This is a genomic window from Bacillus cereus group sp. MG9, assembly GCF_040459995.1.
GTDB classification, from domain to species: Bacteria; Bacillota; Bacilli; order Bacillales; family Bacillaceae_G; genus Bacillus_A; species Bacillus_A mycoides.
On record NZ_JARVHC010000001.1, the window covers coordinates 2,413,863 to 2,440,601 of the forward strand.

The following is a 26,739-nucleotide window of genomic DNA, read 5'->3' on the forward strand; positions in this document are numbered from 1 at the left end:
GAAAGCAAATAAGTTTCCGATAGAGGTTTCAATGAATTATTTGCGTTCTGCAACGAAGGCAGAAAAAACTTTTGATTTCTTAATACCAGCTATCTTGACAATAATTATTAGATTGTTTATAGCGTATATGAATCCGAATACAACAATAATATTGAAAGGAATTAAGGATATAAATAATCAATCACTTACATTCATTCCAATTTTAGCTGGTTTTAATATAGCTAATTACCTTGTTCCTTATGATTCTAGTACTTGCTGGTTCATTTGCTACAAGTATTTTTGCTGATAGAACGTTTTTTATCCCTAATTTACCAAAACAACCATATCGTTTTGGCGTAGGTGTTTATGAGGGCGTAGTAGCTCATAGTACAGCGACTTCTGAAATATTCAAAAGTATGAATCTCGTACATGAAGAAACGCATTTGTTCAATATGCTGTTGATTGAGATGAAACAATCCAAATCGCTAATATAAAATACATTGCATATGGCGGTGGACCTGCTGCTAATAAACGATTTGTACATGTAGAGTTATGTGAAACAGCAGACCATACAAAACTCGAGCGTTCATATGAAAAATACGTAAAACTTTTAGCGGAAATCTTAAAAGATAACAAGTTATCTGTAGGAAAAGGATTGTGGATTCACTACGATGTGATTAAATACCTTGGCGGTACAGATCATGAAGATCAACTTGATTATTTAAAATCTCATGGGGGATCAGGAGCTCAATCCCGTGCTGATGTACAACGCGCATACAATAATTCTAGTGTGGATGTTTCTGTACCTGAAAGCCACCTAAACCAACAGAAGTACCAACAGCTGTAACCGATGGTATAGCTTATATTGAAGGCTACAACGTTAATTTACGTAAAGGACCAAGACACAAGCTATTCTAAGATTCGTCAACTAAATAAATCAGAAGCTTATGTTGAATGGGGCGAAAAGCCTGGTTGGTTAAACCTTGGTGGAGAGCAATGGATTAAGAACAATCCATCCTATGTGAAGTTTAGTAAGAAAAGTACAGTAGATTCTTCTATTGTAGGAAAGCGTGTTGTTTCTAAAGTTAACATTCTACGTTTCTATGATGCTCGATCTTGGCAGGATAAAGACGTGGATGGTTTTGTAGATGTAGGTGAGGTATTTACAATTTTTAGGAAGTTAAATATGGAATGTTCAGTACAATTTAAGGTGCACAATAGTATAGGGAAAACATATTATATTACGATCAATGAAGTTTATGTATTTGTAACTGTATTACTACAGTATAGTACACTCATAGGAGGTAGTTATGTGTTTGATAAAAATGAAATACAAAAGATAAATGGGATACTTCAAGCTAATGCATTAAATCCAAATTTAATTGGCCCTACACTTCCCCCAATCCCACCATTTACTTTACCCACAGGTCCAACAGGAGGGACAGGCCCAACGGGAGTAACGGGTCCAACAGGAGTAACGGGTCCAACGGGGGTAACGGGTCCAACAGGAGTAACGGGTCCAACGGGAGTAACGGGTCCAACGGGGGTAACGGGTCCAACAGGAGTAACGGGTCCAACAGGAGTAACGGGTCCAACGGGAATAACGGGTCCAACGGGGGTAACGGGTCCAACAGGAGTAACGGGTCCAACAGGAGAGACAGGCCCAACAGGAGGAACTGAAGGTTGTCTTTGTGATTGCTGTGTTTTACCTATGCAAAGCGTTTTACAACAACTTATTGGAGAAACTGTTATTCTTGGCACTATTGCAGACACACCCAACACGCCCCCGCTTTTCTTTCTATTTACTATCACTTCCGTGAATGATTTTTTAGTTACAGTTACAGATGGCACCACAACCTTTGTGGTCAATATATCTGATGTAACAGGGGTAGGTTTTTTACCACCAGGACCACCTATTACATTACTTCCACCTACCGATGTAGGATGCGAGTGTGAATGTCGTGAACGACCAATTAGACAATTACTGGATGCGTTTATCGGATCTACAGTAAGTCTTTTAGCAAGTAATGGTTCTATTGCAGCAGATTTTAGCGTGGAACAAACAGGACTTGGGATAGTACTAGGGACATTACCTATAAATCCAACTACAACCGTTAGGTTTGCAATTTCAACTTGTAAAATTACAGCTGTGAATATAACCCCTATTACGATGTAGTCTATTTCTTTCAGAAGTATCTGTTGCTACTCGATAAGAAAAGCACAGTTTATTTGTCCACCTTTCTAGGATGCTCCATCTTGGAAATATAAAGATGGAGCTGGTTCTGTAGATGCAGGGATTTATGATTGATGCAAAAGTGAGTGTCAATGGTTCGCCACAGTACAAAGCACACAGCAGTAAAGGGAAAACATACTATGTTATTGCAAATGAAGCCTATTTATTCATCTAACGCACTATACCTTCATGAGTAATTAACCATGCCCCCTTACTCTTTCTATATCCTTCATTTGTAAATTTCTTACTACTATATTATTGGCGTACAATATATGGCTAAATGTATCTAAATGGTTTTCTAAACGCACAAAATCCCCAAATTGATATGGTAAGGCTATAAAAATTATAATGAAAAATAATAAATATCTCTAATGCACTATTAGGATTTTTCCATTTTATATTGCAAACCATCTTTCTGAAAGATAAGCTCATATGCTAAATCAAAATGAAGGTTATATAATGCTTTCGTATTACATATTAAATTGTAGAACTTAGTTCCTTGATGTACATATTGGTGTAATTTATTTTGAATTGGTGAAACAATGATTTTTAAAATTACGTTAATATCTTCATTAAAGAAGTTATAGGAGGGAATAACTTGGGCTCATTATTTGATGTAATAGCAGATTTTATTTTATTTTATCCTCAAAATGACATGAAATTAAAACATTATATCGCAAAATTAAGTGAATTAGAGTGGTTTCGAAATCTACATGAAGATCCGAAGTATACAAGTTTAATTTGGAGTAATAGAAAAATTAAAAAGTATATTTTGACTTCTGCAAATATGGAAGCATTAATAAAATCCGAGAAAAAACAAAAAGAATTTGTTCATCTAGTACAGGATGAATATAAAAAAAGAAGATAAGAATTTTTTTATTTTTCATATTTGGCGAAACAAATGGTACAATGAAAGCTAATGTGAAAAATAAGGAAAAGAAGTGGTCTATTTGAAAAACTTTTTAGAATTAGGAATTAGTGAAACTTTTAATCATACATTACGTGAAAATGGAATTACAGAAGCAACACCGATTCAGGAGAAGGCAATTCCTGTTATTATGTCAGGTAAAGATATTATTGGGCAGGCGAAAACAGGAACGGGTAAAACGTTAGCATTCGTGTTACCGATTTTAGAAAAAATCGATCCAGAGTCTAGTGATGTTCAGGCTTTAATTGTTGCACCAACAAGGGAACTAGCACTGCAAATTACAACTGAAATTAAAAAAATGCTTGTTCAAAGAGAAGATATTAATGTACTAGCGATATATGGCGGACAAGATGTAGCACAACAATTGAGAAAATTAAAAGGTAATACACATATTGTTGTAGCGACACCAGGACGATTATTAGATCATATACGACGTGAAACAATTGATTTAAGTAATCTTTCAACGATTGTACTAGATGAAGCAGATCAAATGCTTTATTTCGGATTCTTATATGATATTGAAGATATTTTAGATGAGACACCTGATAGTAAACAAACGATGTTATTCTCAGCAACGATGCCAAAAGATATTAAAAAATTGGCGAAACGTTATATGGAAGAGCCGCAAATGATTCAAGTACAAAGTGAAGAAGTAACGGTAGATACAATTGAGCAGCGTGTCATTGAGACGACAGATCGTGCAAAGCCAGATGCACTTCGTTTTGTTATGGATCGTGATCAGCCATTTTTAGCAGTTATTTTCTGTCGTACAAAGGTTAGAGCAAGTAAGCTTTATGATGATTTAAAGGGACTTGGTTATAATTGTGCTGAACTTCATGGTGATATACCTCAAGCGAAACGTGAAAGAGTTATGAAGAGTTTCCGCGAAGCTAAAATTCAGTACTTAATCGCAACGGATGTAGCAGCTCGTGGACTTGATGTAGATGGTGTAACGCACGTATTTAACTTTGATATCCCTGAAGATGTAGAAAGTTATATTCACCGCATTGGCCGAACAGGACGTGCAGGTGGATCAGGTCTTGCAATTACGTTCGTTGCAGCGAAAGATGAAAAACATTTAGAAGAAATTGAAAAAACGCTTGGTGCACCAATACAAAGACAAATAATCGAACAACCGATGATAAAAAATGTAGATGAAAATGGAAAACCGGTACAAAAGCCGGCTCCAAAGAAATCAGGTCAATATCGTCAAAGAGATAGCCGTGAAGGTTCAAGAAGTGGTTCAAAAGGTGGACCAAGAAACGATTCAAGAAATAGTTCTAGAAATGATAACAATCGATCATTTAATAAGCCAAGTAATAAGAAAAGTAGTGCAAAACAAGGTCAGCAAAGACGTGGCCGTTAAATAGTTATTATTCAAAAAGAGTCGCAAAGTGTTGCGGCTCTTTTTTGTTTTTATACAACGAAGTCGATATAAGTACAAGGGTGATTGCATAGAAACAACCTTTAAAATTTCATTCACCGTATTAAAAATAAATTTTAAAATTCATAAAGGAAATATAAAGTAGGTTGTTGTATATGTACGATAACAGGAAACTTTTCACATACTAAACATATACTTTAAATAAACCGACAGTCGGTCCGTAGGAAGGAGTACATGAATGAGGATCGTGAAAGAATATGGGGAACGTAGAAATGAAATTTTAGAAACTGCTGAACGTTTGTTTGTTACAAAAGGGTATACGAAAACTACAGTAAATGACATTTTAAAAGAGATTGGTATAGCAAAGGGGACGTTTTATCATTATTTTAAGTCGAAAGAAGAAGTAATGGATGAAATTATTATGAGGATTATTAAAGCGGATGTTGCTAAAGCGAAAGCAATTGTCTCTAACCCTAATATCCCAGTTTTGGATAAGTTATTTCGAGTTTTAATGGAACAATCACCAAAATCAGGAGATGTAAAAGATAAAATGATTGAACAATTTCATCAGCCAAATAATGCGGAAATGCATCAAAAAAGTATAGTACAATCAATTATTCATTTATCTCCTGTTTTAGCAGAGATTTTAGAACAAGGAATCGCTGAAGGCATATTTTCTACTCCATACCCACAAGAAACGATTGAATTATTACTCTCTTCAGCACAAGTCATATTTGATGAGGGTTTATTCCAGTGGAAGCCGGAAGAAATGATGAGGAGGGCTAAAGCTTATATCAAAATGATGGAAGCATCTGTTGGAGCGAAAGAGGGAGCCTTTGATTATATGGTGGAGGTTTTAATCAAACAGAAATAGTAATTTTCTGTTTGGATATTATCGACCGACAGTCGGTCTGGATCGAATGAAAGGTGTGCTAAGGATGTAAGCTAGTATAAGGTCTTCGATGAAAGATTTTCACTTAATGGTGAGTGGACAAATTATTACTATTTTAGGTTCAACACTTTTACGTTTTGCCCTGTCATTATATGTGCTAGATATAACAGGGCGTGCTGATATATTCGCAGGATTATATGCGGTAACGAGTATTCCGTTTTTACTAGCTCCTCTCGGCGGAGCGATAGCAGATCGTTTCAATCGCCGTGATTTAATGGTTATTTTTGACTTTATCAACGCTGCGATTGTATTAAGCTTTATAGTTTTGTTATTTACTGGACCTGTATCTATTATATTGATTGGAACAATTATGTTTTTACTAGCAGTCGTTAGTGCAATGTATTCACCTGTTGTAATGGCGAGTATTCCGCAATTAGTTCCAGAGAATAAGTTAGAGCAAGCGAACGGTATCGTAAATGGTGTGCAAGCATTGTCAAATATAGTTGCTCCTGTATTTGGAGGAATATTGTACGGCATAATTGGTTTGAAAATGCTCGTAATAATAAGTTGTCTTGCTTTCTTTTTATCTGCGATTTTAGAAATGTTTATTAAAATACCTTTTATAAAAAGAGCACGAGAAAGCCATATAATACCGACAATTGTAAAGGATATGAAAGAAGGATTTATATATGTTTTAAAACAACCATTTATTTTGAAATCTATGCTTTTAGCTGCATTACTAAATTTAATACTTACACCGCTATTTGTTGTTGGCGCTCCAATTATTATACGAGTAACAATGGAAAGTAGCGACACGTTATACGGAATTGGAATGGGATTGATCGATTTTGCTACTATTTTAGGTGCATTATCGATAGGTTTTTTTGCGAAAAAGCTACAGATGAAAACATTGTATTACTGGATGCTTTTAATAGCTTTATTAGTACTACCAATGGCACTATCAGTTACGCCAGTTATTCTTAATTTAGGATACTATCCACCATTTATCCTCTTTATACTTTATTCTATTCTAATTGCAATGATCGTGACAATTGTATCCATCTATGTGATTACTGTAGTCAAAAAGAAAACACCAAATGAAAACCTAGGAAAAGTAATGGCAATTATAACAGCGGTATCTCAATGTATGGCACCAATTGGGCAAGTCATTTATGGTTTTATGTTTGAAGGATTCAGTATGAAAATTTATTTACCTATATTAGTTATTAGTTTCATAATGATAATAATAGCGATAGTGACGAAGAAAATATTATGGAATGAAGGGAACTAGCTCCATATGATTAGGAGAATGTTAAAAAGAGATTTCACTCAAAATAAAATGATAATTACCATTCTATTTATGTTTATCATGTTATCAAGTCTTTTAATCGCAAGTGCTTCAAGTAACGTTATAAATCTATTGAACTCAACGGATCAATTGTTTAAAGTATCAAACGCACCGCACTTCGTACAAATGCATGCCGGAGAAATAAACCAAAAGTCAATTGATTCATTTGTAGCGCAAACTCCTTTTGTAAAAAAACAACAAACAGCAGAGATGGTTCAAATAGGCGGATCTAACATTTTTATAAAGAAGAAAAATCAAGCGGAACATAATAGTGTAATGGACATTAGCTTCGTTAAGCAAAATACTGTTTTTGACTTTTTATTAGATTTAAATAACGAATTGATCGATGTTAGGAAAGGGGAAATAGGTGTACCAATTTATTATATGCAAAAATATAATTTGCGTATTGGAGATAAAATTTGGGTTGTTAAAAATAATAATGAGCTAGAATTTACTATTTCGGCATTTGTTCGTGATGTTCAAATGAACCCATCACTTGTTAGTTCAAAACGATTTGTAATAAGCGATGAAGACTTCGAAAGAATAAAGGGGAATTTTGGAGAAAGTGAATATCTTATTGAATTCCAGCTAACAGATTTAAATAAAATAAATGAATTTGAAACTTTATACCAGTCATCAAACTTACCTCAAAAAGGTCCCTCTATTACGTATTCACTCTTTAAAACACTCAATTCATTAACAGATGGAATAATAGCTGCAGTACTTATCATAATAAGTGCATTATTAATGCTAATCGCGATTTTATGTATTAGATTTACGATTATGACTTCAATGGAAGAAGATTATCGGGAAATTGGTGTTATGAAAGCTATCGGCATTCAAAGTAAAGATATTCAAAAACTATATGTAACAAAATATGTTGTTATTTCCGCTATCGGATGTATATGTGGATATATCCTTTCGTTATTTGTTACAAAAATATTTACCTCTAACATCGCACTTTATATGGGGACAGCTAATAAAAGTATTTTATATTATGTTGTGCCATTGATAGTCACAACATTGTTATTTCTAGCCGTTATCCTTTTTTGCCGCATCATTTTGCGGAATTTCAGGAGAATTACAGCAATAGACGCTTTACGATCAAGAGATAAACTAGGAAAAAGAAAGATTAGAAGATTTTTTTCTCTCTATCAAACTAAAATTACAAATGTAAATACATTTATTGGTATACAAGATGTAGTGAAACGATTTAAGTTATATCGAGTATTAAGTATCGTTTTAATTATTGCAGTGTTCATGATTGTTGTACCAGTTAACTTTTTGTACACGATTCAGTCACCGCAATTTGTTAATTATATGGGAACAGGAAGGAGTGATATACGAATAGATTTACAGCAATCTGAAAATATAGAAAAACGGTTTAATGACGTTATATCGTATGTCGGAAACGATGAAGAGGTAGAAAAATATGCAGCATTTGTAACGAGTACATTTAAAATGGTGAAAGCTGATGGTACACATGAAAACTTAAATGTAGAAGTGGGAGATTTCGCCCAATTTCCAATAGAATATGTTAAAGGTATGGCACCAAAAAATGAAAATGAGATCGCTCTCTCTTATATGAACGCAAATGAATTAAAAAAGAATATAGGGGATGAAATCGTTTTATTTGTAGAAGGAAAAGAGAAAATGCTAACTATTAGTGGTATATATCAAGATGTAACGAATGGAGGAAAAACAGCTAAAGCGAGTTTTTCTTATAATAAAGAAAATATATTATGGTACGTAGTAAATGTAGATATGAAACCCAAAGTGAATCTACAAGAAAAAGTGAAGGAGTATAAACAAAATTTTAATTCTGCAAAAATAACAGATACGGATAATTATTTATCTCAAACTTTAGGAGAGACAATTAAACAATTAAGACTCGTGACACAAGTGGCAATTTTGATTGCTATATTGATATCGGTTTTAATAACTGCGATGTTTTTTAAAATGTTATTGGTAAAAGATTCTTCGCAAATATTAATTATGAAAAGTATCGGCTTTTCCTACAAAGATATTCGTATACAATATGTTACTCGTTCTATTTCTATAGTATTAGTAGGTATTTTAACAGGGACATTTATAGCTGCTACGTTTGGAGAAACACTAATAAGCTGGTTAGGTTCATTTATGGGAGCAGCTCACATAAAGTTTGTTGTTAATCCGATCATTTCTTATGTAATATGTCCAGCTATTTTATTTATATCTGTGACCGTAGCAACACTTTTCAGTAGTTTTACAGTGAAACAAACAAATGATTTAAAGCTAAATGGGGAATAGGAGGTGTGTAATTTGAAAAAAATTTTAGAAGTAAAACAATTAAATAAAAAATACGCAATGGATGGAAATAAAACTTACCATATGTTAAAAAATATAAATTTAGAGATTTATGAGGGAGAGTTTATATCGGTCATGGGACCTTCTGGTTCAGGGAAATCGACGTTACTATATAATATTAGCGGAATGGATCAAATGTCATCAGGAAGTGTGAAAGTTGATAGTAAAGAAATAACATGTATGAAAGAAGAGGTGTTAGCAAAATTACGACTCAGCGAAATGGGATTTATTTTTCAACAGAGCAATCTTCTTAGAAATTTGAATCTTTTTGATAATATAGTTTTGCCTGCGTATTTAGCAAAATTTGAGAGCAGGAAAATAATAAATAAAAGTGCACTTGAATTGATGAAAAAAATGGGAATTAGTCAAATTGCAACTAATAATATAACTGAAGCATCAGGAGGAGAATTACAAAGGGTATCTATTTGTAGAGCACTCATAAATAAACCTAATATTATTTTTGCTGACGAACCAACGGGTGCTTTGAATTTAAAAGCGACAGAAGAGGTAATGGATATTTTAGCAAATATAAACCGTATGGGAACTACAATTTTGCTAGTTACTCATGACGTAAAGGTAGCAGCTAAAACAGAAAGAGTTCTTTTTATGGTGGACGGAGAAATTGTTAGCGAAATACAGATGGGTAAGTATAGAAACGATGATTTGAAGGTGCGAGAAGAGCAGTTGTTAAAATGGTTAACTGTACTTGGATTTTAAAGAGATAATATTTTTGACTCCTATTGAATATAGGAGTTTTTTCTTTGTTTGAAAGTTTAAAAAGAGATATAATAATTTTCTGACTATTGATTATGGAGGGGTATAAATGAAAAGTGAAACGTTACACACTCAAGAAGATATATTAAAAATGCTTGATTCAATATTAAGACCTGCAGAACCGTTTTGGAATGAATTTTATGCGGATAGAGAAAAAGATGTTCCGTTTTTTGAAAATGTTCCAGATGAGAACCTAGTTTCGTATATACAAAAAGAATGGGTTTCCAAAGGGAAAGTGTTGGAGCTTGGATGTGGTCCAGGAAGAAATGCAATTTATTTAGCGACTGAAGGATTTGATGTTACAGCAGTGGATTTATCTATAGAGGGCATTAATTGGGCGAAAGAGAGGACGTTGGCAAAAGGAATAAAAATTCACTTTATTTGTGATTCGATTTTTAATTTAGAGGGTCAAAATGAATTTGATTTTGTATACGATTCGGGCTGTTTGCATCACATTCCACCGCATAGAAGAATAAATTATTTGGATTTAATTAAAAACTCATTGAAATCTGGTGGTTATTTCGGATTAACATGTTTTGCAGCTGGCGATTTAGATGAGCGAAACGGATCAGAAATAACAGATTGGGACGTATATAGAGGATGGAGTCTACAAGGTGGTCTTGCATATTCTGAAGAAAAATTAAGAGAGATATTTAAAGAATTTGAAGTAATTGAAATTAGAAAAATGAAGCAAATTGAGCAACCAAATAATATGTTTGGAGAATCATTTCTTTGGACAGCATTATTTAAGAAGAAATAAAACATAGATAATTGACAAACTCATCGTTTTTATAGACAATACACTTATAGGAATATACGTTCGATTTTATTGTCCGATGTATGTTTTGCATAAATACATAACAAGGGGATGTCTCTAAATGGGTAACACAAATCAAAAAATCACTACGTTTTTAATGTTTGAGGGCAAAGCTGAGGAAGCGATGAATTTTTACACATCGCTATTTAATCAATCAGAAATTGTAAGTATTTCTCGTTATGATGAGAATGGACCAGGTAAAGAGGGAACTGTAATTCATGCAACTTTTACGCTAAATGGACAAGAGTTCATGTGTATTGATAGTTATGTAAAACATGATTTTACATTCACTCCAGCTATGTCTCTTTATGTAACTTGTGATACGGAAGAGGAAATTGAAACAGTTTTTAATAAACTAGCACAAGATGGAAAAGTTCTTATGCCTTTAGGTTCATATCCGTTTAGTAAAAAGTTTGGCTGGTTAAATGATAAGTATGGTGTATCTTGGCAGTTAACTCTTGCTGGAGATGAATAATTAAAATAATATGGTGATATTAATGTTATAAAAAATAAAAGGGATGATACAAGATAAATATGTATCATCCCTTTTATTTTTTGTTTTACAACCGTCATCGGTTGTATTTATAACGACTTTAGGGGTGCTTTTTAAGTTTTTTATATAATATAAAACTGCTAATTTAATTTTTCAGCTTATCTAGTAATTGAATTCATTAACTGGAAGAAGTATTCAGGCTTATAAGTCTTATTTAGGTTATACCATGAATGTAACGTATCTGGTGCAAATACATCAATTTTTTTCAATACTTCCATTGCAAATTCCAGAGGAGCTACTCCTGATGCAGTAATCAAATTTTCATCACATACTGCAGGTTCCATCTTATAAAGTTGTTCTCCTTTATAATTAGGACAAACCATTTTAATATATTCTAAATCATTGCTTGTATGTTTTCTAGAATCTAGGTATCCAAAATTCGCTAACCCCTCAGTTGCACCACAAATGGCAGCAACAATAGTGCCGAGTTTTAACGCTTCACCAATTTTTTTTAAGATAGGGTGATGAATGCTTTCCCCCCAAGTAGTCCCTCCAGGTAAAACTAAAAGATCGTTACTCTCAAGAGTACATTCATCCAGGGAAATATCTGGCTTTATGCTCAGTCCTCCCATCGTAGTAATAATTTCATTATTAGCTCCTACTGTAACTACCTTTAAAGGGGCTAACTCTTTTTTGAAATATCTTCCTGAGTTTAGTTCTGCAATTAAATGTCCATATTCCCAGTCTGACATCGTATTAAATACATAAAGATAAACTTTTTTTGTTTGCATACAATAACACTCCAATCACAATTGAGTTTTTTAAAAAAATATTAATAAATAAATTTTACAATATTTATCATTTGAATTTAACCTATTTCCTTAAGAATTCTTTAAAAAATAATTTGGATACTTTATTTGAAGGTATGGTTTACGAATTAAACAACCTTCAAAAAATATAATAGTTGAAATTTGTTGGTTTTAGAATGAAGAAATTAGGCTCAATATACCAACTTAATTATTCATAATTGAGTTGTGGTATAATTTACATACAGGGGGAAAGTAGATGACACAACATAAAGAAGAGCAAATGAATGAGGCATTAGCATTATTTTACTTTGCATATAAAACTTTTACAGAAAAACCAGATGAAATAATAAAAGAGTATAGTATACAGCGTGTACATCATAGAATTCTGTTTTTTATCGCTCGTTTTCCAGGGCTTAGTGTAAATGAACTGCTATCACTTTTAGAAATAAGTAAACAAGCTCTTCACGGACCGTTGCGCCAACTGTTAGATAAAGGACTTATTGAGAGTAATGAAGCTGCACATGATCGTCGTGTGAAACAGCTGTCTTTAACAGAAGAAGGAACAGACTTAGAGAAAAAACTGAGCGATGTTCAAAGAGAACAAATGGGAGCTATTTTCTCACAGTTTGGCGAATCCTGTGAAGAAAATTGGCATCAAGTTATGAATGAAATGGCAAATAGCCGTTCAGGATTTGATGCATGGACGTCTAAGCGTGAAATACCAGTAGAATAAAAGATAGAAACAGTATCTTGTTTTGTAGTTTGGAAAATCATAAATTTTTATCTGTATATTTGGCAACTATGGATAAAAAATTCACATTGCCAAAAACTTTATATGTGTACGTATTGAAATTTTAAAATTCATATTTCCGAGAGGGGAATTATAATGATAAAACTTGTACTCATTCGTCACGGACAAAGTTTGTGGAATCTTGAAAATCGATTTACAGGATGGACAGATGTGGATTTATCAAAGAATGGATTAAGTGAAGCGAGAGAAGCAGGAACAATATTAAAAAAGAATGGATATACATTTGATGTTGCGTATACCTCGGTACTAAAACGAGCAATTCGTACATTATGGATTGTACTGCATGAAATGGATCTCACTTGGGTCCCTATACATAACTCATGGAAGTTGAATGAACGCCACTATGGTGCACTACAAGGATTGAATAAAGACGAAACTGCAAAAAAATATGGAGATGAACAAGTTCATATTTGGAGAAGAAGTATAGATGTGAGACCGCCTGCACTTACTGAAGATGATCCTCGATATGAGGCGAACAATCCAAGATATAAAACGTTAAAAAAAGATGAATTCCCATTGACTGAATGTTTAGAGGATACGGAGAAAAGAGTAGTTGATTATTGGCATTCAGAAATTGCACCGTCATTAAAAAGTGGTGAGAAAGTAATTATTTCATCGCACGGTAATACAATTCGTTCGCTAGTGAAATACTTAGACAACCTTTCAAGTGATGGTGTGGTTTCATTAAATATTCCAACTAGCATTCCGCTTGTTTATGAGTTAGATGAAAAATTACGTCCGATTCGTCATTATTACTTAAGTATGGATGGAGAAGTACCTGAAGGGGAAATTCCGAAACATATTTCTTTTTAACATGAAAATTTGAAACGCATGCTTGTCTACATATACAATGTAGATTCATGATAAAGTGAAACTTTAATCAGTGGAGGGTGTTCATCCCGCACTGATTATTAGCCTTCACCAATCGGGCTTTTATGGGCAGTTGATCCCTCACCTAACGTCTTTGCTTTCGCTGAATTTTGAGGTGGGGGGGCTTACTGCCCGTTAATGCGGGATAAAAGACGTGGCCTGCTTCTAATGTATATGCGATGTTGCTAACTTTAGAAGGTTGTCCACGTCTTTTGTCATAAAGAGAGCTGTTTGTGCATGTAATGGTATCGTGAGTAGTTTTGGAATGGAGGGTGATGTGATTGACGATCTCTAACATTCGAATTGGCTTATTTATTTTAGCAATCGTCTTTATTGTTCTTGTTTTCTTTTATTGGAGAAATGAAGAGTTGTACGAGGAGAAGAAACAACGAATTCGAAAAACGTGGTACGGTTTGTTCATAACATCAGTCACAGTTTATTTCACGATAAAAGGAATAGATTTAACCCTCTGGAAAAATCTTTTAATGTTTACTGCGATGGTAATTTTCGTTGATATTGCATTCATTTTGACACCAAATATTTCAGAAATATGGGGCGCAAAATTCAGCGATATTGGAAAGACGGTCCAATCAATTAAAAGGTCATTAATTGCTTCAAAAGCAAGAGGAGAAATATATACGACAATTATTCAAAATGTGAATCCAACAGCCTTTGGGACAATGGAATGGCATACGGAAGAGGAATATACAAAAAGCTTAAACACATTTTTAGATTCATATGGGGAAAAGATTGGTGCGAAAATTGTTGTATTTGAAGCGGTGAAGGAATTAAATACAAACTTTCGTGGTATCCGCTCTCAATTTAGTATTATTGTTCCATTAGAACACATCGAGCAATTGAATGAGCAGAAAGCGGTGCAAGTAGAAAATGTCGGAATTATACCAGCAAAAATAGTTAGTGATGTTTTCATTGTTATTGATGGGAAGAAAAATAACCTTCAAGATCGAGATTTTGAAAATGTATATAATTTAACAATTCATCATAGTTATTTTAGTAAATAAGGACAGAATCTTTTTCTGTCCTTTTCACCTATACATAAAGGGAGAACAAATTCAGACAAGCTTGTATAAAATTGGACAATCATTCCTACACTAGCACGTAGAGGTGATTGTAGTGATAAAAGATTATGACAATGATTTTTTTAAAGAAGATAATGAAGATACAACAGATTTCTCTTTAATAAAAGGAGATACTTTGCAGCAAGTAGAAGAGTTAGAAGAAGAATTAAAAAGAAAATGATACGTGTACACTCTGTCTGCATTTGCTATATAATATAAATAAAAGGTTGTATCTTTTTGAAAAGGGGGAGAAGAGATGGCTGAAATAAATGTACAAAATTCTTCGTTTTTTAAAGAAAAAAAAGAAGAAGCAAATACAGATTTCTCTCTTGTGAAGGGTGCATTGACTCAAGATGTGAATCGATTAGAAAAATTTATGGAGGACACCCCATATAAGTATATAAAAGAAGATAATTTAAAAGAGAATGCGTAAAAGCATTCTCTTTTAAATTATCTTTTTATGATTTGTTTATGCACTATTTCTTTTTTTGTTTAAAAATGATTTTATACATATAATACCCAAGAGCTGCAAAAATAAATCCGACAGTAGCACCAACTACTTCTTTCATAAACAATAAGTATAACGAAGCAATAATTAGGGCAAATAATATTAAAAGTAGTATATACTTTGAAATAAATTCTAATCCTTTGTACACTAGTAGAATTACACCTGAAAGAACAGTGATGATAGGTAATATCCTATTTTCAAAAAGGCTTTCCTTTTTTTTATTAGAATTCTGTTGTTTATTCAATATAAATATACTCCCGTCTTAAAGGATTAATGTTTTATTAGTTTTTCTATTTCATTTTCGAAAAGATTTTTGGTTAAATAAGTTATATCAAAGGAATCATTTATTATATTTCGAGTTAATAGCCATTGAGTGTTTGGTGATTCAATAACAAAGAATCCATTATCAGAAATAACTTCATCCTTTTCTGTTGTATCTAGACGCATAATAGTATAGATAGACTGCGTTGTTTTTAAATCCTTTATAAAATTCTCAGCATATAAGGAATTAAAGCCATTCTCTATTAACATTGTTTTCCCTTCTTGAATAGACAGTGGGAATAATTCTTCGATATTTTGTACCAGACGGTTTGGGAGAGTTCCTACAATTTTGCTTTCTTTTTCCCCTTCTTGAAATACTATCTGCAATAAATTTTTAGATTCTAAAAATAAACTATCGTCTGAAATTGCTTCAATTTTATGTGCAATACCATCTAAGCTCTGATATGTAACGTTTGAAGTGTTATCAATATATATGTTAGCAGTAATAGTTGTTTCGTTTATAAAATCGACTTTTTGAAGCAATAATGAAAGATGTGGGTTACACATAGTGTTGAATAATTTTTCTATCCCCGGTTGTAATTGTAATTCTTTTGTTTGTTGATTGAAGTTTAACAATCCTCTAGCAAATAGGGAATGCGCCGCAGTCAATAATATTTTTTCGACATCTGCTTTGTCTAGTTCATCATAAATAAGACTTAGTAATTCTTTTGCATAAGCTTGATTTTCTTTAGAATTCATTAGAAATGCTAATTCCTCTATAGAAACAATTTGTTTTTTATCCATAGCTCTTAAAAAGTCTAATTAGAGACTTTTTTTACCTCATTTCTTCAATTTATTTTATAAAATTAGTGAAGCTATCTGTAAAACTTGAAATACTTTCTTTAAACTTTTGACGAGGTACAAATTTATCTGCGAATTCATTGAATGCCGTTCCACCTACAGTAGAACCAATAATGCCACCTGCAATTGCACCAACAGCTGTACCAACTGGAGGGAAAATTAATGAGCCAGCTAATGCACCGGCTTCAGCCCCCGCTACTCCACCTGCATAAGTTGAAGCTAAATTTCCAACTACCTTCCCCGTAGAATAAACTGTATCCATAGCAATATTAACACCAGCTTGAGAGCCATCATATTTTTTATAATATGCTTAGAAATATTAGATTCTTTAATACTATTTTTAGGAAGAGACTTATCTAATTTTCCTAATGATGCAGCAGTTTTTTCTAATGTTGAAAAGTTTTTTAAGGGAACTAATTTATTCCATACGTCTCCTGCCTTACCATGAACCCATTTACGAGTTACGATATCTACTAAATCATTTCTTTTTTTGTTTGGAATAACATTTAATATACCCGCCATCAAACCTAATTTAGCGGTGGGAGATAATGCGGTCATAAATCCCTTTTTGAGAGAATCGAGCAAACTTCCTTCATTTGTAGATAACTCAGCCCCTGTTTCATTATCTACTTTTCTGAATTTTTCAGCTACTTTTTTTAGTTGTGTTTCAATCTGCTGAAGGGAATGAATATATTTATTCATTACTTGGCTAGATTGTTGAAAATCAAAATAAAACTTTTCTTTGGTAGAACCATACCAAAGTGATTCAAGACGTGAGATATTTTGTCGAAGATTGGTAAATTGTGATTGTGCTTGTTCTTGAGCACTTTTAAACTTGTTAGCAGTAGCTTCTAATAATTCTGGAGTCACGATAATATTCAATATGGTTAACCTCCTTATATGAGAAATTATTTTAATCAAAAATATATTAGGTGATAATCCCATTAAAATCTACTTTTATATAATATCTAATATTATTATTAAATAGTAGATTAATATTGGTAATTTTATGATAATTAACAAAAATACAAAAGATAGAATGCCAGGTAGAAGTTGAAGATACAAGAGATTTCTCTTTAATAAAAGGAGATACTATGCAGCAAGTAGAAGAATTAAAAAGAAAATGATACATGTACACTCTGTTTGCATTTGCTATATAATATAAATAAAAGGTTGTATTTTTTTATAAAAGGGGGAGAAGAGATGGCAGAAATAAATGTACAAAAATCTTCGTTTTTTAAAGAAAAAAAGGAAGAATCGAATACAGATTTCTCTCTTGTGAAAGGTGCATTAACGGAAAATATAAATCGGTTAGAAAAGCTTATGAATCGTAATAGTTCGAAATATATAAAAGAGAAAAAAATAAAAGAAAATGCATAGGCATTTTCTTTTATTTTTTATTCCGTTATTTGCGGATTAATAATTAGTAGGGATGAAACTAATTAAAGTTATAAATTAGTTAACATTAAACTTCTTTTTTACTTTTTCAGGTAAATCTGCTTTCTGAATTTCTTCATAGGATTTCACTTCAATAGATGAAATTTCATTTTTATCTTTATCATCTTGATCTACATAAAGGCTTAAAAACGCGTTTTCATTTAATTTATGGTCGTTTTCTTTTTTAGCACTTCTAAATGTAATTTGTTTTTTTGCTCCGTCTTCATCATATGCGGGTAACGTGTAGTTCCGTAAGCTTCTACCTTCTACTTTTTCAATAACGCTTTCGCCTTTTACATGTACGTAATATACATCCTTACCAATTCTATGTAGTGATGCTCTCTCGCAGCCAATAGTAAAATAATAAACATAGTGTAATAACAGCAAAAAGCTTTTTCATATTCCTTATCTCCTTCAATTTGTTTCTTTAAAAAGTATACGACTATTTTTATATTAGAAAAATTGTTTTTAATTATAACACCCTTACAATCTTGTAAGAGTAAAGGTTATTTACGTTAAATGGAACTATAGAAGGATAAAATGAATGGTTTATATTAAATATTTAGAACGTTAGAAGAAAGGTAAAATAATGAATCATGGTATAATAATAAAGGACGTACATATTATTTTGTCAATTGGAGAGGAGCTTAAAAATGTATTCTACTTTAGAACAATTAACAAAGCACCCTGTATTTTATCATTTTGCAGAAATTTCAAAGATTCCTAGAGGATCAGGTAATGAAAAAGAAATTAGTGATTACTTAGTGAGTTTCGCAAAGGAACGTAATTTAGAAGTTATTCAAGACGAAGCATTAAATGTAATTATAAAAAAAGAAGCTACTTCTGGTTATGAGAATGTTCCAGCTATTATCATTCAGGGGCACTCTGATATGGTGTGTGAAAAAAACCAAGCGACAGTTCATGATTTTGAGAAAGATCCAATTGAATTAAGAATTATTGGAGATATGTTATATGCAAACGAAACTACTTTAGGTGCTGATAATGGTATTGCCGTTGCATATGCATTAGCATTATTAGATTCAACAGACATCCCGCATCCAGCTTTAGAAGTTGTTATTACAACTGAAGAAGAAACGACAATGGGCGGTGCATTCGCTGTTGATTCAAATCATTTTGACGGAAAAATATTTATTAATATTGATTCTGAAGAAGATCATAAATTACTAGTGAGTAGCGCAGGTGGTGCGAAAGCAGTTGAAACGATTTCAGTGATTTGGGATGAAGCGTCAGTAGATATGGACACATACCGACTATATGTTGGGGGACTTAAAGGTGGACATTCTGGTTTGGAAATTGATAAACAACGCGGTAATGCGAATAAAGTATTAGGACGAGTTTTACGTGATTTATCACTTCACATTCAGTTTAATATGAGTGAAGTTCATGGCGGCTTAAAAACAAATGCAATTCCGCGTGAAAGTGTAGCTACAATTTTATTACGTGCAGAAGATGTACAGCAAGTAGAAGAAAAACTAAAATCATGGACACGTATGTTACAAGAAGAGCTACGTGCTGTTGATCCGGATGTTCATGTTTCACTTACAAAAGTAGAAGAAAAGGCGGAAAAAGTCTTTTCTAAAGAAACACAAAAACAGCTTATTTCTTCATTATTCTTAATTCCAAATGGTATACAAAGTATGAGCATGGATATTAAAGGTCTTGTAGAAAGCTCAACTAATTTAGGAGTTATTCAAACACTGCAAGATGAGATTAAATTACGAAGCGAAGTGAGAAGTTCTGTAAGTAGCTTAAAACAACATATTGTAGATGAAATTAAGTATATTGCGGAATTAGTAGGGGCAACATTTGAAAAAGAGTCTGAATATCCAGAGTGGCCATATAATCCTAATTCGCCTATCCGTAATCTATTCGAAAAAGTGCACCAAGAAAAATACAGCAAAGATGCTGAAATCTTTGCAGTACATGCAGGAATTGAGTGCAGTGTATTTGTTCAAAAAATGCCTGAGTTAGATGCTATTTCATTCGGTCCAGATATCTTTAATGTTCACACTCCAGATGAACATATTAGTATTTCTTCTGTTGTGAATAATTGGGGATTTTTCGTTGATGTAATGCAGGGAACGAAAGAATTAGCTAAGTAATAAAAGACGGAATAAAAAGCAGCCTAAATTTATAGGTTGCTTTTTTGTATAGAATTTTATGTGAAGCAAAATAATGGCCAAGAAATTTACCTATTGTTGATTTAAAATAAAGTTTGATAAAAAGATCTATTTTGCAGAGTATCTCTTTCTTCAACAATCGGGCCATTTAATTGAATAAGACTACACAAAAAGTCGCTTTCCCGTACCTAAGGAAAACGACTTTTTAGATTGGTTTTTCCCTTATTATCAAGCTTTTTACTTTAAGTTCCTTTGACTAATAAGGTTTACTTCAGTAAAATAAGGTATATTATATTTGTTGAATAGATTCTCTTTAAAGACAAGAAAAGTAGGTGAACAAAGTGGGGAAATATCAATTGGATTACAAAGGTCAGGCAGCTGTGGCAAAGTTTCATGAAAAACAGACGCCTGCCAAATTTGATAAAAAGCAGCAACTTGAAAAATTGCGTGCGGAGTATTTGAAAAAGAAGCAAAAACAAACAGATAAATAATACGTTATGTTTTTCTGAATTTTCTTTATGTAATGCATACAAACACAAGAAAATAGGTAAGTTATTCATCGTTCAAATATATACAGGCTATTTTTTCAAACCTCTTACTTAATGAACTAAAAAGTCGATTCCTTGAGATGGGAATCGGCTTTTTTAATAAGTGACATTTCCTTAGCGTTGTAAATCCGCATTTTCCTGATACTACCCCAAGAAGTAATTGAGGATAATGTATCTACCACAGTCGGGCGCTTTAATTGAGTAAGGTTCACAAAAATTATCAAACTTTTTTATAAAAGGATGATTCAATTGAATATAGAAAAAGCGTGTTTTGATCAATCTTTTTTTCAAAACACGCTTTTTCTATTCGCTCTTTTATCAAGGTTTATTAAGTTAATTTAATCAAACTTTATTCAAAAGCTACACCTATGTAAAGTTCTACTGTAATATTATACCCCCCCTTGATAAGGAGAAAGTATTACTACACAAGTGTCATGTGAATTTCATGTACCGTAATTTAAATAAAAAAATAAAGAGTTTCAAAAAAATATAAAATGGTTTTCTTGTCCGCACTCTCGGATTTATTATAACTTGGTTAATTTGACTTGTGTAATTTATTACGTTATGATTTTTCATTATAACTGAAAGGCTTGAAGATAATGATTCGTCGTTTGAAAAAGTTTAAAAATGTCGCTGTCGTATTAAGCTTCTAAGTAAATTGCAAAAATCTACAATACTTAGAAGCGAGGAATATAGTTATGAAGCATCCATTATTTAATCATTGGTCTGAAACAAAGTATTTAAAAGATATAGTAACAAATCCACTCATTGAAGTAGGAGAGTACTCCTATTATTCAGGGTATTATGGAAATCAAAATTTTGAAGATGGTTGTGTAAGGTATTTATGGGGCGATGCTAAGTCCCAAGCACTTTTCAATCCAATTGAACAGATGGGTTGGCATCTTGATAAACTTATTATTGGAAATTATGTTTGTATTGCAAGTGGCGTTATCATTTTAATGGGTGGTAATCATAATCATCACTCAGAATGGATTACAGTGTATCCATTCGCTGAGCAAATAGAACATTCATATGAACCGAAGGGCGATACAATCATTAAAAGTGATGCCTGGATTGGAATGAATGCTATTATAATGCCAGGCGTTACAATCGGTGAAGGTGCTATCGTTGCAGCAGGATCTGTCGTAAGTAAAGATGTTCCGCCATATACGATAGTGGGCGGTAATCCTGCTAAGGAAATAAAGAAACGGTTCACTGATACAGAAATGAATATGCTAATGGAAATGCGTTGGTATGATTGGGATAGAGAGTTGATTGAGAAGGCAATTCCTCTTTTATCTAGTCCAGCCATTGAACCATTATTTGCTTTTTATAAAAATGAAGTAAAAAATAAATAAATCAGCTAGAAAAACTACATTCAATATAGGATGTAGTTTTTTTATTATTTGTACTAGAAACAATTATGAAATAATCTCCCCATTATGGTTTAGTTTTTATAAATTATCTTAAGAAAAATTAAGAAATATAACCAGTAGTTCTTAATATGTTTTATTTATAATTCAAATGATTACACAAAATTGTTTCTTCATTTTCCCTTCAAGGTGTTCCATCACGAATTACTCGCCCGGAGGTAGAAAAGGTAGCTTATATGTTAGAAGTTTCAGCGATACTCCAAAAGCATCCACCTGAAGTATCTAGTGGGCAGCAACATGTATACTTGTGCATGAGCCAGCCATTATAAAGTTTATAAAGGCTGCAGCAATGATTCTTTTTTGTGAGATGGCGAAAAGGGATTTTTTATGTGCAATTCATTGTGTTTTCTTAACAAAACACCTAGTGCTTTCTTATCTTAAAGGGGAACATATTTATTACTTAGATTGTCTATTACGTGTATTACTAAAAATGGATATTCAAATTAAATACAATAAATCCCGTTTGATACCTATTTTTATGTATTACAAAAGTATGAAAGGACTTATTATTTTGAAAAATAAAAGGATGTGTATTGGTGGTGGACAAGTTTAATACTTTTACAGATGAAGCATTGCAAGTGGAAACGAAAAAGACATAACTCAAACAGTAGCTTATCAATCATACAAACGTAGGAGGATATATATGACGAAACCAGCTGTAGACGTAAAAAACGTTCAAAAAGTGTACGGTAAAAAAGCTGAGAATCAATCACACGCATTAAAAGGTGTTTCATTCTCGATTCAAGAGGGGGAGTTTGTCGGTATTATGGGGCCATCTGGTTCTGGCAAAACAACATTATTAAATGTAATTTCGACACTTGATAAAGCGGCAGGTGGTGTTATTGAAATTGCAGGAACGGATATTACGAAAATGAAACAAGGTGAGCTTTCAGATTTCCGTTCACAAAAATTAGGGTTCATTTTCCAAGATTTTAACTTATTAGAGAACTTATCTATTTATGAAAACATTGCACTTCCACTTTCCCTTCAAGGTGTTCCATCACGAAATATTGGGCCGAAAGTAGAAAGGGTAGCTGATATGTTAGGAATTTCAGCAATACTTCAAAAGTATCCATCTGAAGTATCTGGTGGACAGAAACAGCGTTCAGCAGCAGCACGTGCACTTGTGCATGAGCCGGCAATTATTTTAGGGGACGAGCCAACAGGAGCTCTTGATTCTAAAAATGCAACAAGTTTACTTGATGCAATGACAAACTTAAATAAAGAACAAGGTGTATCTATTATGATGGTTACACATGATCCATACAGTGCAAGTTACTGTCAGCGTATTTTATTCATTCAAGATGGTGAGTTATATAAAGAAATTCACCGTAATGGTACACGTGAAGAGTTTTACAAAGAAATTTTAGACGTGCTTGCAGACTTAGGCACACAAAAAGCATAAGAAAGGAGGTTTGGGCATGTTATTTAAACTTTCCATGTCAGGGCTAAAAAGTAAGTTACAAGATTATATTGTATTACTTATTGGTCTAATTGTATCTATTTCAACTTTCTATATGTTTCAAACGCTATCACTAAATAAAACGTTCCTTGAATCTAATGCAAACGTTGGTCCTATTGTATTAATATTCCAAATAGGTTCCTTTTTATTAGCGATTGTAACATTTTTTTACATTATGTATGCAAACTCTTTCTTATTATCTCTTCGCCAAAAAGAGTTTGGTATGTATATGATGTTAGGAGCAAAAAAGTATAAAGTTACATTACTGATGTTCCTTGAAACAATTGTATTAGGTGCGGCATCACTTGTAATTGGGATCACAATTGGTGTAGGACTTGCAGAAGGTATCGGACAGTTATTAATGAAACAATTGGAGTTAACTGGAGAAGGTTACAAAGCTTTGTACATTCCATCTATGGTTGCTACTTGCATCTTCTTCTTTGCATTATTTGTACTATCAGCAAGTATGAATAGTATTAAATTATCACGTATTTCTGTATTACAACTTGTACATGCAGATGCACAAACAGAGCGTGTCGCGGTAAAAGGAAAAATGACAGTTGTAGTTGCATTCCTTGGTCTGATTTTGTTAGGTATTGGTTATGCATCACTGCTCTATATACCACAGGCAAAAAATCTAGGAACCGTTCCTACATTAATGGCTCTTGGATTAATCGCAGCAACTGTTAGTACTTACATGTTGTTTGGATCACTTCTCCCAGTTATGATTAAAAAATTAAAAAGTAATAAAAAGCGTAGTGAAAAAAGGCTTAATGCTTTTACCTTTGCTCAATTAAACTTCCGCATTAATGGCCTAACAAATGTGCTTGCGACGGTAGCGATCTTAGTAGCCCTTGGAGCAGGTGGAATTGCGTGTGGTATGGCATTTAAAAATGACGTTTTAAAGCAGACTGATAAAGGAACAATTTACGATTCGGTAGTTCATAATCCAACAGCAGAAGAAAAGAACATTTTGAGTAGTATTTTATTTCAAGAGAAACTTGAATATCGTTACAAAGTAGATGATAAGTATGTTTATTATATAAAAGAAGAGCTAGAGAACAATCGTCCTTTAGTAAAAGATAGAAAAAATGAGAAGATAATGAAAGTTTCAGAAGAGATTCCCATGGATGCATTTGCATTGTCAAGACAATGGGGTAAAGAGGATGCGGAATCAAAACAATGGAGAGAAGCTTTCGAAACAATTCAGCCAAATTATATACATCCTGATCATAAAATAAAAATTGTAGATCAAAACATATACGATAGTATGAAAGATACAGAAAATACGGTGTTTATTGGGAAAACAGATGTTTTTGGAGCATACGTAAAAGAATGGAAAAAAATTGATGAATTGCAGGTAGTTAAATATAAAAATGTGAAAGTGGAAGAACTGGATAGTAAGTATCAAACATATAAGGCGAATCAAAGTTTTTCCAGCGGACTAATGTTTATGGGGTTCTTCGTTGGAATTGCGTTTTTAGCAATGATGGCAAGTTGCTTAATGTTTAAAATTCTATCTGGCGCATCTAAAGATAGTATACGTTATCAAATGCTTCGTAAAATTGGTGTTCGCCGGGAATTATTAACACAATCGATTTATAAGGAGTTATCCTTCGTATTCTTAGTCCCAGCAATTATCGGTATTGTTCACATATTAGTTGGTATGAATATGTTTGGCCCTCTTTTAATCGATCCGTATTTTCGAATTTGGTTACCAATTGTTATTTTCATAGTGATTTACTCGATTTACTACTGGATTACAGTTCAATTGTATAAAAGAATTGTACTTCCGAAAGAAGGTTAATGTAATAATGTTATGTATACTAAGTATCATCATAATTGGCCCCCGTTATGATGAAGGGAAAGGAAGTGGGAAAATAGTATCGTTCCTACATTGAGTACTACTTTAACCTTATTTGTAGGAACTCTTGCACTATCCCCTTACAATAAAATTGAATAATCATCCCATATTAATTGTTAACTATAACCGGAATTTTGACAGGATGGAACAATTATCAAAATAATATCTTGTATAAATTGTGTCTATTATAGCTATTATTTAAAATTGGGTCTGCACCAAAAGAGTGTAAATAAACATAAAACTTGTAAACCTTATTCATCATAAGGATTATCGTTTTAGAAAAGGAGTGTGTGTTGAAAAAATTTTTAAAGGTAATTTTAATCTTATTAGTAATATTTATAGGAATTATGTTGGGAAGCATAATTTTAAATAAAACATATCATACAGAGTTTAAGTCTTTAGATAACACGGATCAAAAGATGTTAAAAGAATTAGCTACTATTTATAAGAGCTTTGAAGAATCGAGTGATAAACTTTGGAATGAAGATTATCGCTTCGAAAAAATGCCATTGGTTCTGATACGTAGTAATAAAGACGGGGGATTCTTTAGACAAGAAGCTTATGCAGTTAATGTAACGGGATTAGAAAATAGTATTTTTGCAAAGGAAATAAAAGTCTCAAATTCTCTGCATCTACCTAAAGTCTATCGCTTAACTCGTTTTGATTTTAGAACTATTTCTACCTGGTTTCCTTGGAACTTTGGGACAATAAATATTAATGATATGGATGTATTTTATTTAAAATATCATCCTAAAATGTTTAGTAATCCAGATTTATATTTTGATTTTTCATCTTTCTTATTACATGAAGGTTTTCATGCTTATAAACAAAAAGATTGGACATATGATGCAAATGGTGGAGAGTTTATTCACGAATATCCGATTAATAAAGAAAATTACGCGCTAATGGGATTAGAATTTAAGCTATTAGATAAAGCAATGATTGATACAAGCCCAGAAAGTATTAATCAGGCATTATATGATTGGACAATTGTACGTAACTATCGCTATAAAAAATGGCCTCAATTAATTGGAGAAACAAAAACTGAAGCAATAGAAGGTTCAGCACGATACTTAGAGTATCGTTATAGTAAGTTAACTGGTGGAAATCTTATGGTACTTGCAAAGAAACAGAAGCCATATCATGTTACTTTTATGGAGGCGTTCAACTTCGTTGCTAATGGACAGGCAGAATCTCCAAAGTTTTTAGAGCGGAATATGAGATATGAGACTGGTTCAGCCCTTGAATTAAGCATGGACAAAGCAAATATTCCATGGAAAGAAGCTATTGAAGATAGTGCAACCAAACAAGGAAAGACACCATATGAAGTATTAAATACGTACTTTAATATAAATAATACGCCCACAATTGAAAATAAAATCAAAGAAATTAAAGAGAACAATGACTATGAAACACTTTTAGAACAAGGAGAAAAACTGGTTAAAATAAGTAACGAGTAAA

Annotated in this window: 27 protein-coding genes and 4 pseudogenes; 24 read left to right on the forward strand and 7 right to left on the reverse strand. The window is 32.7% G+C overall.

Annotation, left to right across the window (positions count from 1 at the left end; all coding sequences use genetic code 11):
• Nucleotides 1-31 precede the first annotated feature (31 nt).
• The 4 genes and pseudogenes from QCI77_RS12300 to QCI77_RS12315 form a co-directional block, all read left to right on the forward strand.
• Nucleotides 32-286 (forward strand): hypothetical protein, encoded by a 255-nt coding sequence (locus QCI77_RS12300; RefSeq protein WP_002085542.1) that lies wholly within the window; start codon nucleotides 32-34, stop codon nucleotides 284-286.
• Nucleotides 240-1,249 (forward strand): annotated as a pseudogene (locus QCI77_RS12305) (N-acetylmuramoyl-L-alanine amidase); the annotation flags it as partial. The gene QCI77_RS12300 and the pseudogene QCI77_RS12305, both read left to right, overlap by 47 nt.
• A gap of 42 nt (nucleotides 1,250-1,291) precedes the next feature.
• Nucleotides 1,292-2,155: an exosporium leader peptide-containing protein gene (locus QCI77_RS12310; RefSeq protein WP_353825768.1), complete on the forward strand. Its 864-nt coding sequence runs from the start codon at nucleotides 1,292-1,294 to the stop codon at nucleotides 2,153-2,155.
• Nucleotides 2,156-2,224: 69 nt separating this feature from the next.
• Nucleotides 2,225-2,387 (forward strand): annotated as a pseudogene (locus tag QCI77_RS12315) (N-acetylmuramoyl-L-alanine amidase); the annotation flags it as partial.
• 216 nt (nucleotides 2,388-2,603) lie between these two features.
• Here QCI77_RS12315 and QCI77_RS12320 read toward each other — a convergent pair.
• A pseudogene (locus QCI77_RS12320) lies at nucleotides 2,604-2,792 on the reverse strand (hypothetical protein); the annotation flags it as partial.
• A gap of 18 nt (nucleotides 2,793-2,810) precedes the next feature.
• On the opposite strand from QCI77_RS12320, the gene QCI77_RS12325 reads away from it, so the two are divergent.
• The 8 genes from QCI77_RS12325 to QCI77_RS12360 all read left to right on the forward strand — a co-directional run bounded on the left by QCI77_RS12325 (nucleotide 2,811) and on the right by QCI77_RS12360 (nucleotide 11,176).
• Entirely contained in the window at nucleotides 2,811-3,080 is a 270-nt protein-coding gene (locus tag QCI77_RS12325) for a hypothetical protein (RefSeq protein WP_113769418.1), read from the forward strand.
• Between the two features lie 73 nt (nucleotides 3,081-3,153).
• Nucleotides 3,154-4,506 (forward strand): DEAD/DEAH box helicase, encoded by a 1,353-nt coding sequence (locus QCI77_RS12330; protein ID WP_113769419.1) that lies wholly within the window; start codon nucleotides 3,154-3,156, stop codon nucleotides 4,504-4,506.
• 256 nt (nucleotides 4,507-4,762) lie between these two features.
• Complete coding sequence (locus tag QCI77_RS12335; protein WP_002069302.1) at nucleotides 4,763-5,398, forward strand: TetR/AcrR family transcriptional regulator; 636 nt, start codon at nucleotides 4,763-4,765, stop codon at nucleotides 5,396-5,398.
• An 88-nt stretch (nucleotides 5,399-5,486) separates the two neighbouring features.
• Nucleotides 5,487-6,707 (forward strand): MFS transporter, encoded by a 1,221-nt coding sequence (locus QCI77_RS12340; protein WP_353824955.1) that lies wholly within the window; start codon nucleotides 5,487-5,489, stop codon nucleotides 6,705-6,707.
• A gap of 6 nt (nucleotides 6,708-6,713) precedes the next feature.
• The gene (locus QCI77_RS12345) at nucleotides 6,714-9,053 is read left to right on the forward strand and encodes an ABC transporter permease (protein ID WP_353824956.1); all 2,340 of its coding nucleotides are present in this window, start codon (nucleotides 6,714-6,716) and stop codon (nucleotides 9,051-9,053) included.
• Between the two features lie 12 nt (nucleotides 9,054-9,065).
• Nucleotides 9,066-9,827, forward strand: coding sequence for an ABC transporter ATP-binding protein (locus tag QCI77_RS12350; RefSeq protein WP_113769421.1), 762 nt, complete (start codon nucleotides 9,066-9,068; stop codon nucleotides 9,825-9,827).
• Nucleotides 9,828-9,933: 106 nt separating this feature from the next.
• On the forward strand, nucleotides 9,934-10,644 hold the full coding sequence (locus QCI77_RS12355; protein WP_113769422.1) for a class I SAM-dependent methyltransferase: 711 nt from the start codon (nucleotides 9,934-9,936) through the stop codon (nucleotides 10,642-10,644).
• 118 nt (nucleotides 10,645-10,762) lie between these two features.
• A complete protein-coding gene (locus QCI77_RS12360) occupies nucleotides 10,763-11,176 on the forward strand; it encodes a VOC family protein (RefSeq protein ID WP_002012925.1) in 414 nt (137 codons plus the stop codon).
• Between the two features lie 176 nt (nucleotides 11,177-11,352).
• On the opposite strand, the gene QCI77_RS12365 is transcribed toward QCI77_RS12360, so the two are convergent.
• Complete coding sequence (locus tag QCI77_RS12365; RefSeq protein WP_002017047.1) at nucleotides 11,353-11,985, reverse strand: type 1 glutamine amidotransferase family protein; 633 nt, start codon at nucleotides 11,983-11,985, stop codon at nucleotides 11,353-11,355.
• A 274-nt stretch (nucleotides 11,986-12,259) separates the two neighbouring features.
• Here QCI77_RS12365 and QCI77_RS12370 point away from each other — a divergent pair, with 274 nt between their 5' ends.
• The 5 genes from QCI77_RS12370 to spoIISB (QCI77_RS12390) all read left to right on the forward strand — a co-directional run bounded on the left by QCI77_RS12370 (nucleotide 12,260) and on the right by spoIISB (QCI77_RS12390) (nucleotide 15,196).
• Nucleotides 12,260-12,736 carry a MarR family winged helix-turn-helix transcriptional regulator gene (locus tag QCI77_RS12370; RefSeq protein WP_002017049.1) on the forward strand — a complete coding sequence of 159 codons (477 nt, stop codon included), beginning with the start codon at nucleotides 12,260-12,262 and terminating at the stop codon, nucleotides 12,734-12,736.
• Nucleotides 12,737-12,889: 153 nt separating this feature from the next.
• A complete protein-coding gene (gpmA, locus tag QCI77_RS12375) occupies nucleotides 12,890-13,627 on the forward strand; it encodes a 2,3-diphosphoglycerate-dependent phosphoglycerate mutase (protein WP_002032137.1) in 738 nt (245 codons plus the stop codon).
• 338 nt (nucleotides 13,628-13,965) lie between these two features.
• Nucleotides 13,966-14,706: a type II toxin-antitoxin system SpoIISA family toxin gene (locus QCI77_RS12380; RefSeq protein WP_002032139.1), complete on the forward strand. Its 741-nt coding sequence runs from the start codon at nucleotides 13,966-13,968 to the stop codon at nucleotides 14,704-14,706.
• A gap of 112 nt (nucleotides 14,707-14,818) precedes the next feature.
• The gene (locus tag QCI77_RS12385) at nucleotides 14,819-14,944 is read left to right on the forward strand and encodes a hypothetical protein (RefSeq protein WP_000588712.1); all 126 of its coding nucleotides are present in this window, start codon (nucleotides 14,819-14,821) and stop codon (nucleotides 14,942-14,944) included.
• Between the two features lie 75 nt (nucleotides 14,945-15,019).
• The gene (gene spoIISB, locus QCI77_RS12390; protein WP_002141782.1) at nucleotides 15,020-15,196 is read left to right on the forward strand and encodes a stage II sporulation protein SB; all 177 of its coding nucleotides are present in this window, start codon (nucleotides 15,020-15,022) and stop codon (nucleotides 15,194-15,196) included.
• A gap of 43 nt (nucleotides 15,197-15,239) precedes the next feature.
• Here the strand turns inward: spoIISB (QCI77_RS12390) and QCI77_RS12395 are convergent, their stop codons facing one another.
• From QCI77_RS12395 to QCI77_RS12410, 4 genes are read right to left on the reverse strand one after another with little or no spacing between them, the layout of a single operon-like run.
• A complete protein-coding gene (locus tag QCI77_RS12395; RefSeq protein WP_002141783.1) occupies nucleotides 15,240-15,515 on the reverse strand; it encodes a hypothetical protein in 276 nt (91 codons plus the stop codon).
• A gap of 26 nt (nucleotides 15,516-15,541) precedes the next feature.
• Complete coding sequence (locus QCI77_RS12400) at nucleotides 15,542-16,336, reverse strand: hypothetical protein (RefSeq protein ID WP_242473753.1); 795 nt, start codon at nucleotides 16,334-16,336, stop codon at nucleotides 15,542-15,544.
• A 49-nt stretch (nucleotides 16,337-16,385) separates the two neighbouring features.
• Nucleotides 16,386-16,655 carry a hypothetical protein gene (locus tag QCI77_RS12405; protein WP_353824958.1) on the reverse strand — a complete coding sequence of 90 codons (270 nt, stop codon included), beginning with the start codon at nucleotides 16,653-16,655 and terminating at the stop codon, nucleotides 16,386-16,388.
• Nucleotides 16,625-17,275, reverse strand: coding sequence for a WXG100 family type VII secretion target (locus QCI77_RS12410; RefSeq protein WP_353824959.1), 651 nt, complete (start codon nucleotides 17,273-17,275; stop codon nucleotides 16,625-16,627). The genes QCI77_RS12405 and QCI77_RS12410 overlap by 31 nt, the downstream gene beginning before the upstream one ends.
• A 321-nt stretch (nucleotides 17,276-17,596) precedes the next feature.
• On the opposite strand from QCI77_RS12410, the gene spoIISB (QCI77_RS12415) reads away from it, so the two are divergent.
• Nucleotides 17,597-17,773 carry a stage II sporulation protein SB gene (gene spoIISB, locus QCI77_RS12415; protein ID WP_002141786.1) on the forward strand — a complete coding sequence of 59 codons (177 nt, stop codon included), beginning with the start codon at nucleotides 17,597-17,599 and terminating at the stop codon, nucleotides 17,771-17,773.
• A gap of 75 nt (nucleotides 17,774-17,848) precedes the next feature.
• Here the strand turns inward: spoIISB (QCI77_RS12415) and QCI77_RS12420 are convergent.
• Nucleotides 17,849-18,230: pseudogene (locus tag QCI77_RS12420) on the reverse strand (YxeA family protein).
• Between the two features lie 253 nt (nucleotides 18,231-18,483).
• Between QCI77_RS12420 and QCI77_RS12425 the strand changes: the two are divergent.
• The 6 genes from QCI77_RS12425 (at nucleotide 18,484) to QCI77_RS12455 (ending at nucleotide 26,738) form a co-directional block, all read left to right on the forward strand.
• On the forward strand, nucleotides 18,484-19,953 hold the full coding sequence (locus QCI77_RS12425; protein WP_016102002.1) for an aminoacyl-histidine dipeptidase: 1,470 nt from the start codon (nucleotides 18,484-18,486) through the stop codon (nucleotides 19,951-19,953).
• A gap of 359 nt (nucleotides 19,954-20,312) precedes the next feature.
• Nucleotides 20,313-20,462 (forward strand): hypothetical protein, encoded by a 150-nt coding sequence (locus QCI77_RS12430; RefSeq protein WP_002069316.1) that lies wholly within the window; start codon nucleotides 20,313-20,315, stop codon nucleotides 20,460-20,462.
• A gap of 755 nt (nucleotides 20,463-21,217) precedes the next feature.
• The gene (locus QCI77_RS12435; RefSeq protein WP_061675943.1) at nucleotides 21,218-21,877 is read left to right on the forward strand and encodes a CatB-related O-acetyltransferase; all 660 of its coding nucleotides are present in this window, start codon (nucleotides 21,218-21,220) and stop codon (nucleotides 21,875-21,877) included.
• Nucleotides 21,878-22,595: 718 nt separating this feature from the next.
• Entirely contained in the window at nucleotides 22,596-23,357 is a 762-nt protein-coding gene (locus tag QCI77_RS12445; protein WP_353824960.1) for an ABC transporter ATP-binding protein, read from the forward strand.
• A 16-nt stretch (nucleotides 23,358-23,373) separates the two neighbouring features.
• The gene (locus tag QCI77_RS12450; protein WP_113769426.1) at nucleotides 23,374-25,221 is read left to right on the forward strand and encodes an FtsX-like permease family protein; all 1,848 of its coding nucleotides are present in this window, start codon (nucleotides 23,374-23,376) and stop codon (nucleotides 25,219-25,221) included.
• 350 nt (nucleotides 25,222-25,571) lie between these two features.
• Nucleotides 25,572-26,738, forward strand: coding sequence for a hypothetical protein (locus tag QCI77_RS12455; RefSeq protein ID WP_012260947.1), 1,167 nt, complete (start codon nucleotides 25,572-25,574; stop codon nucleotides 26,736-26,738).
• Nucleotide 26,739: the final 1 nt, after the last annotated feature.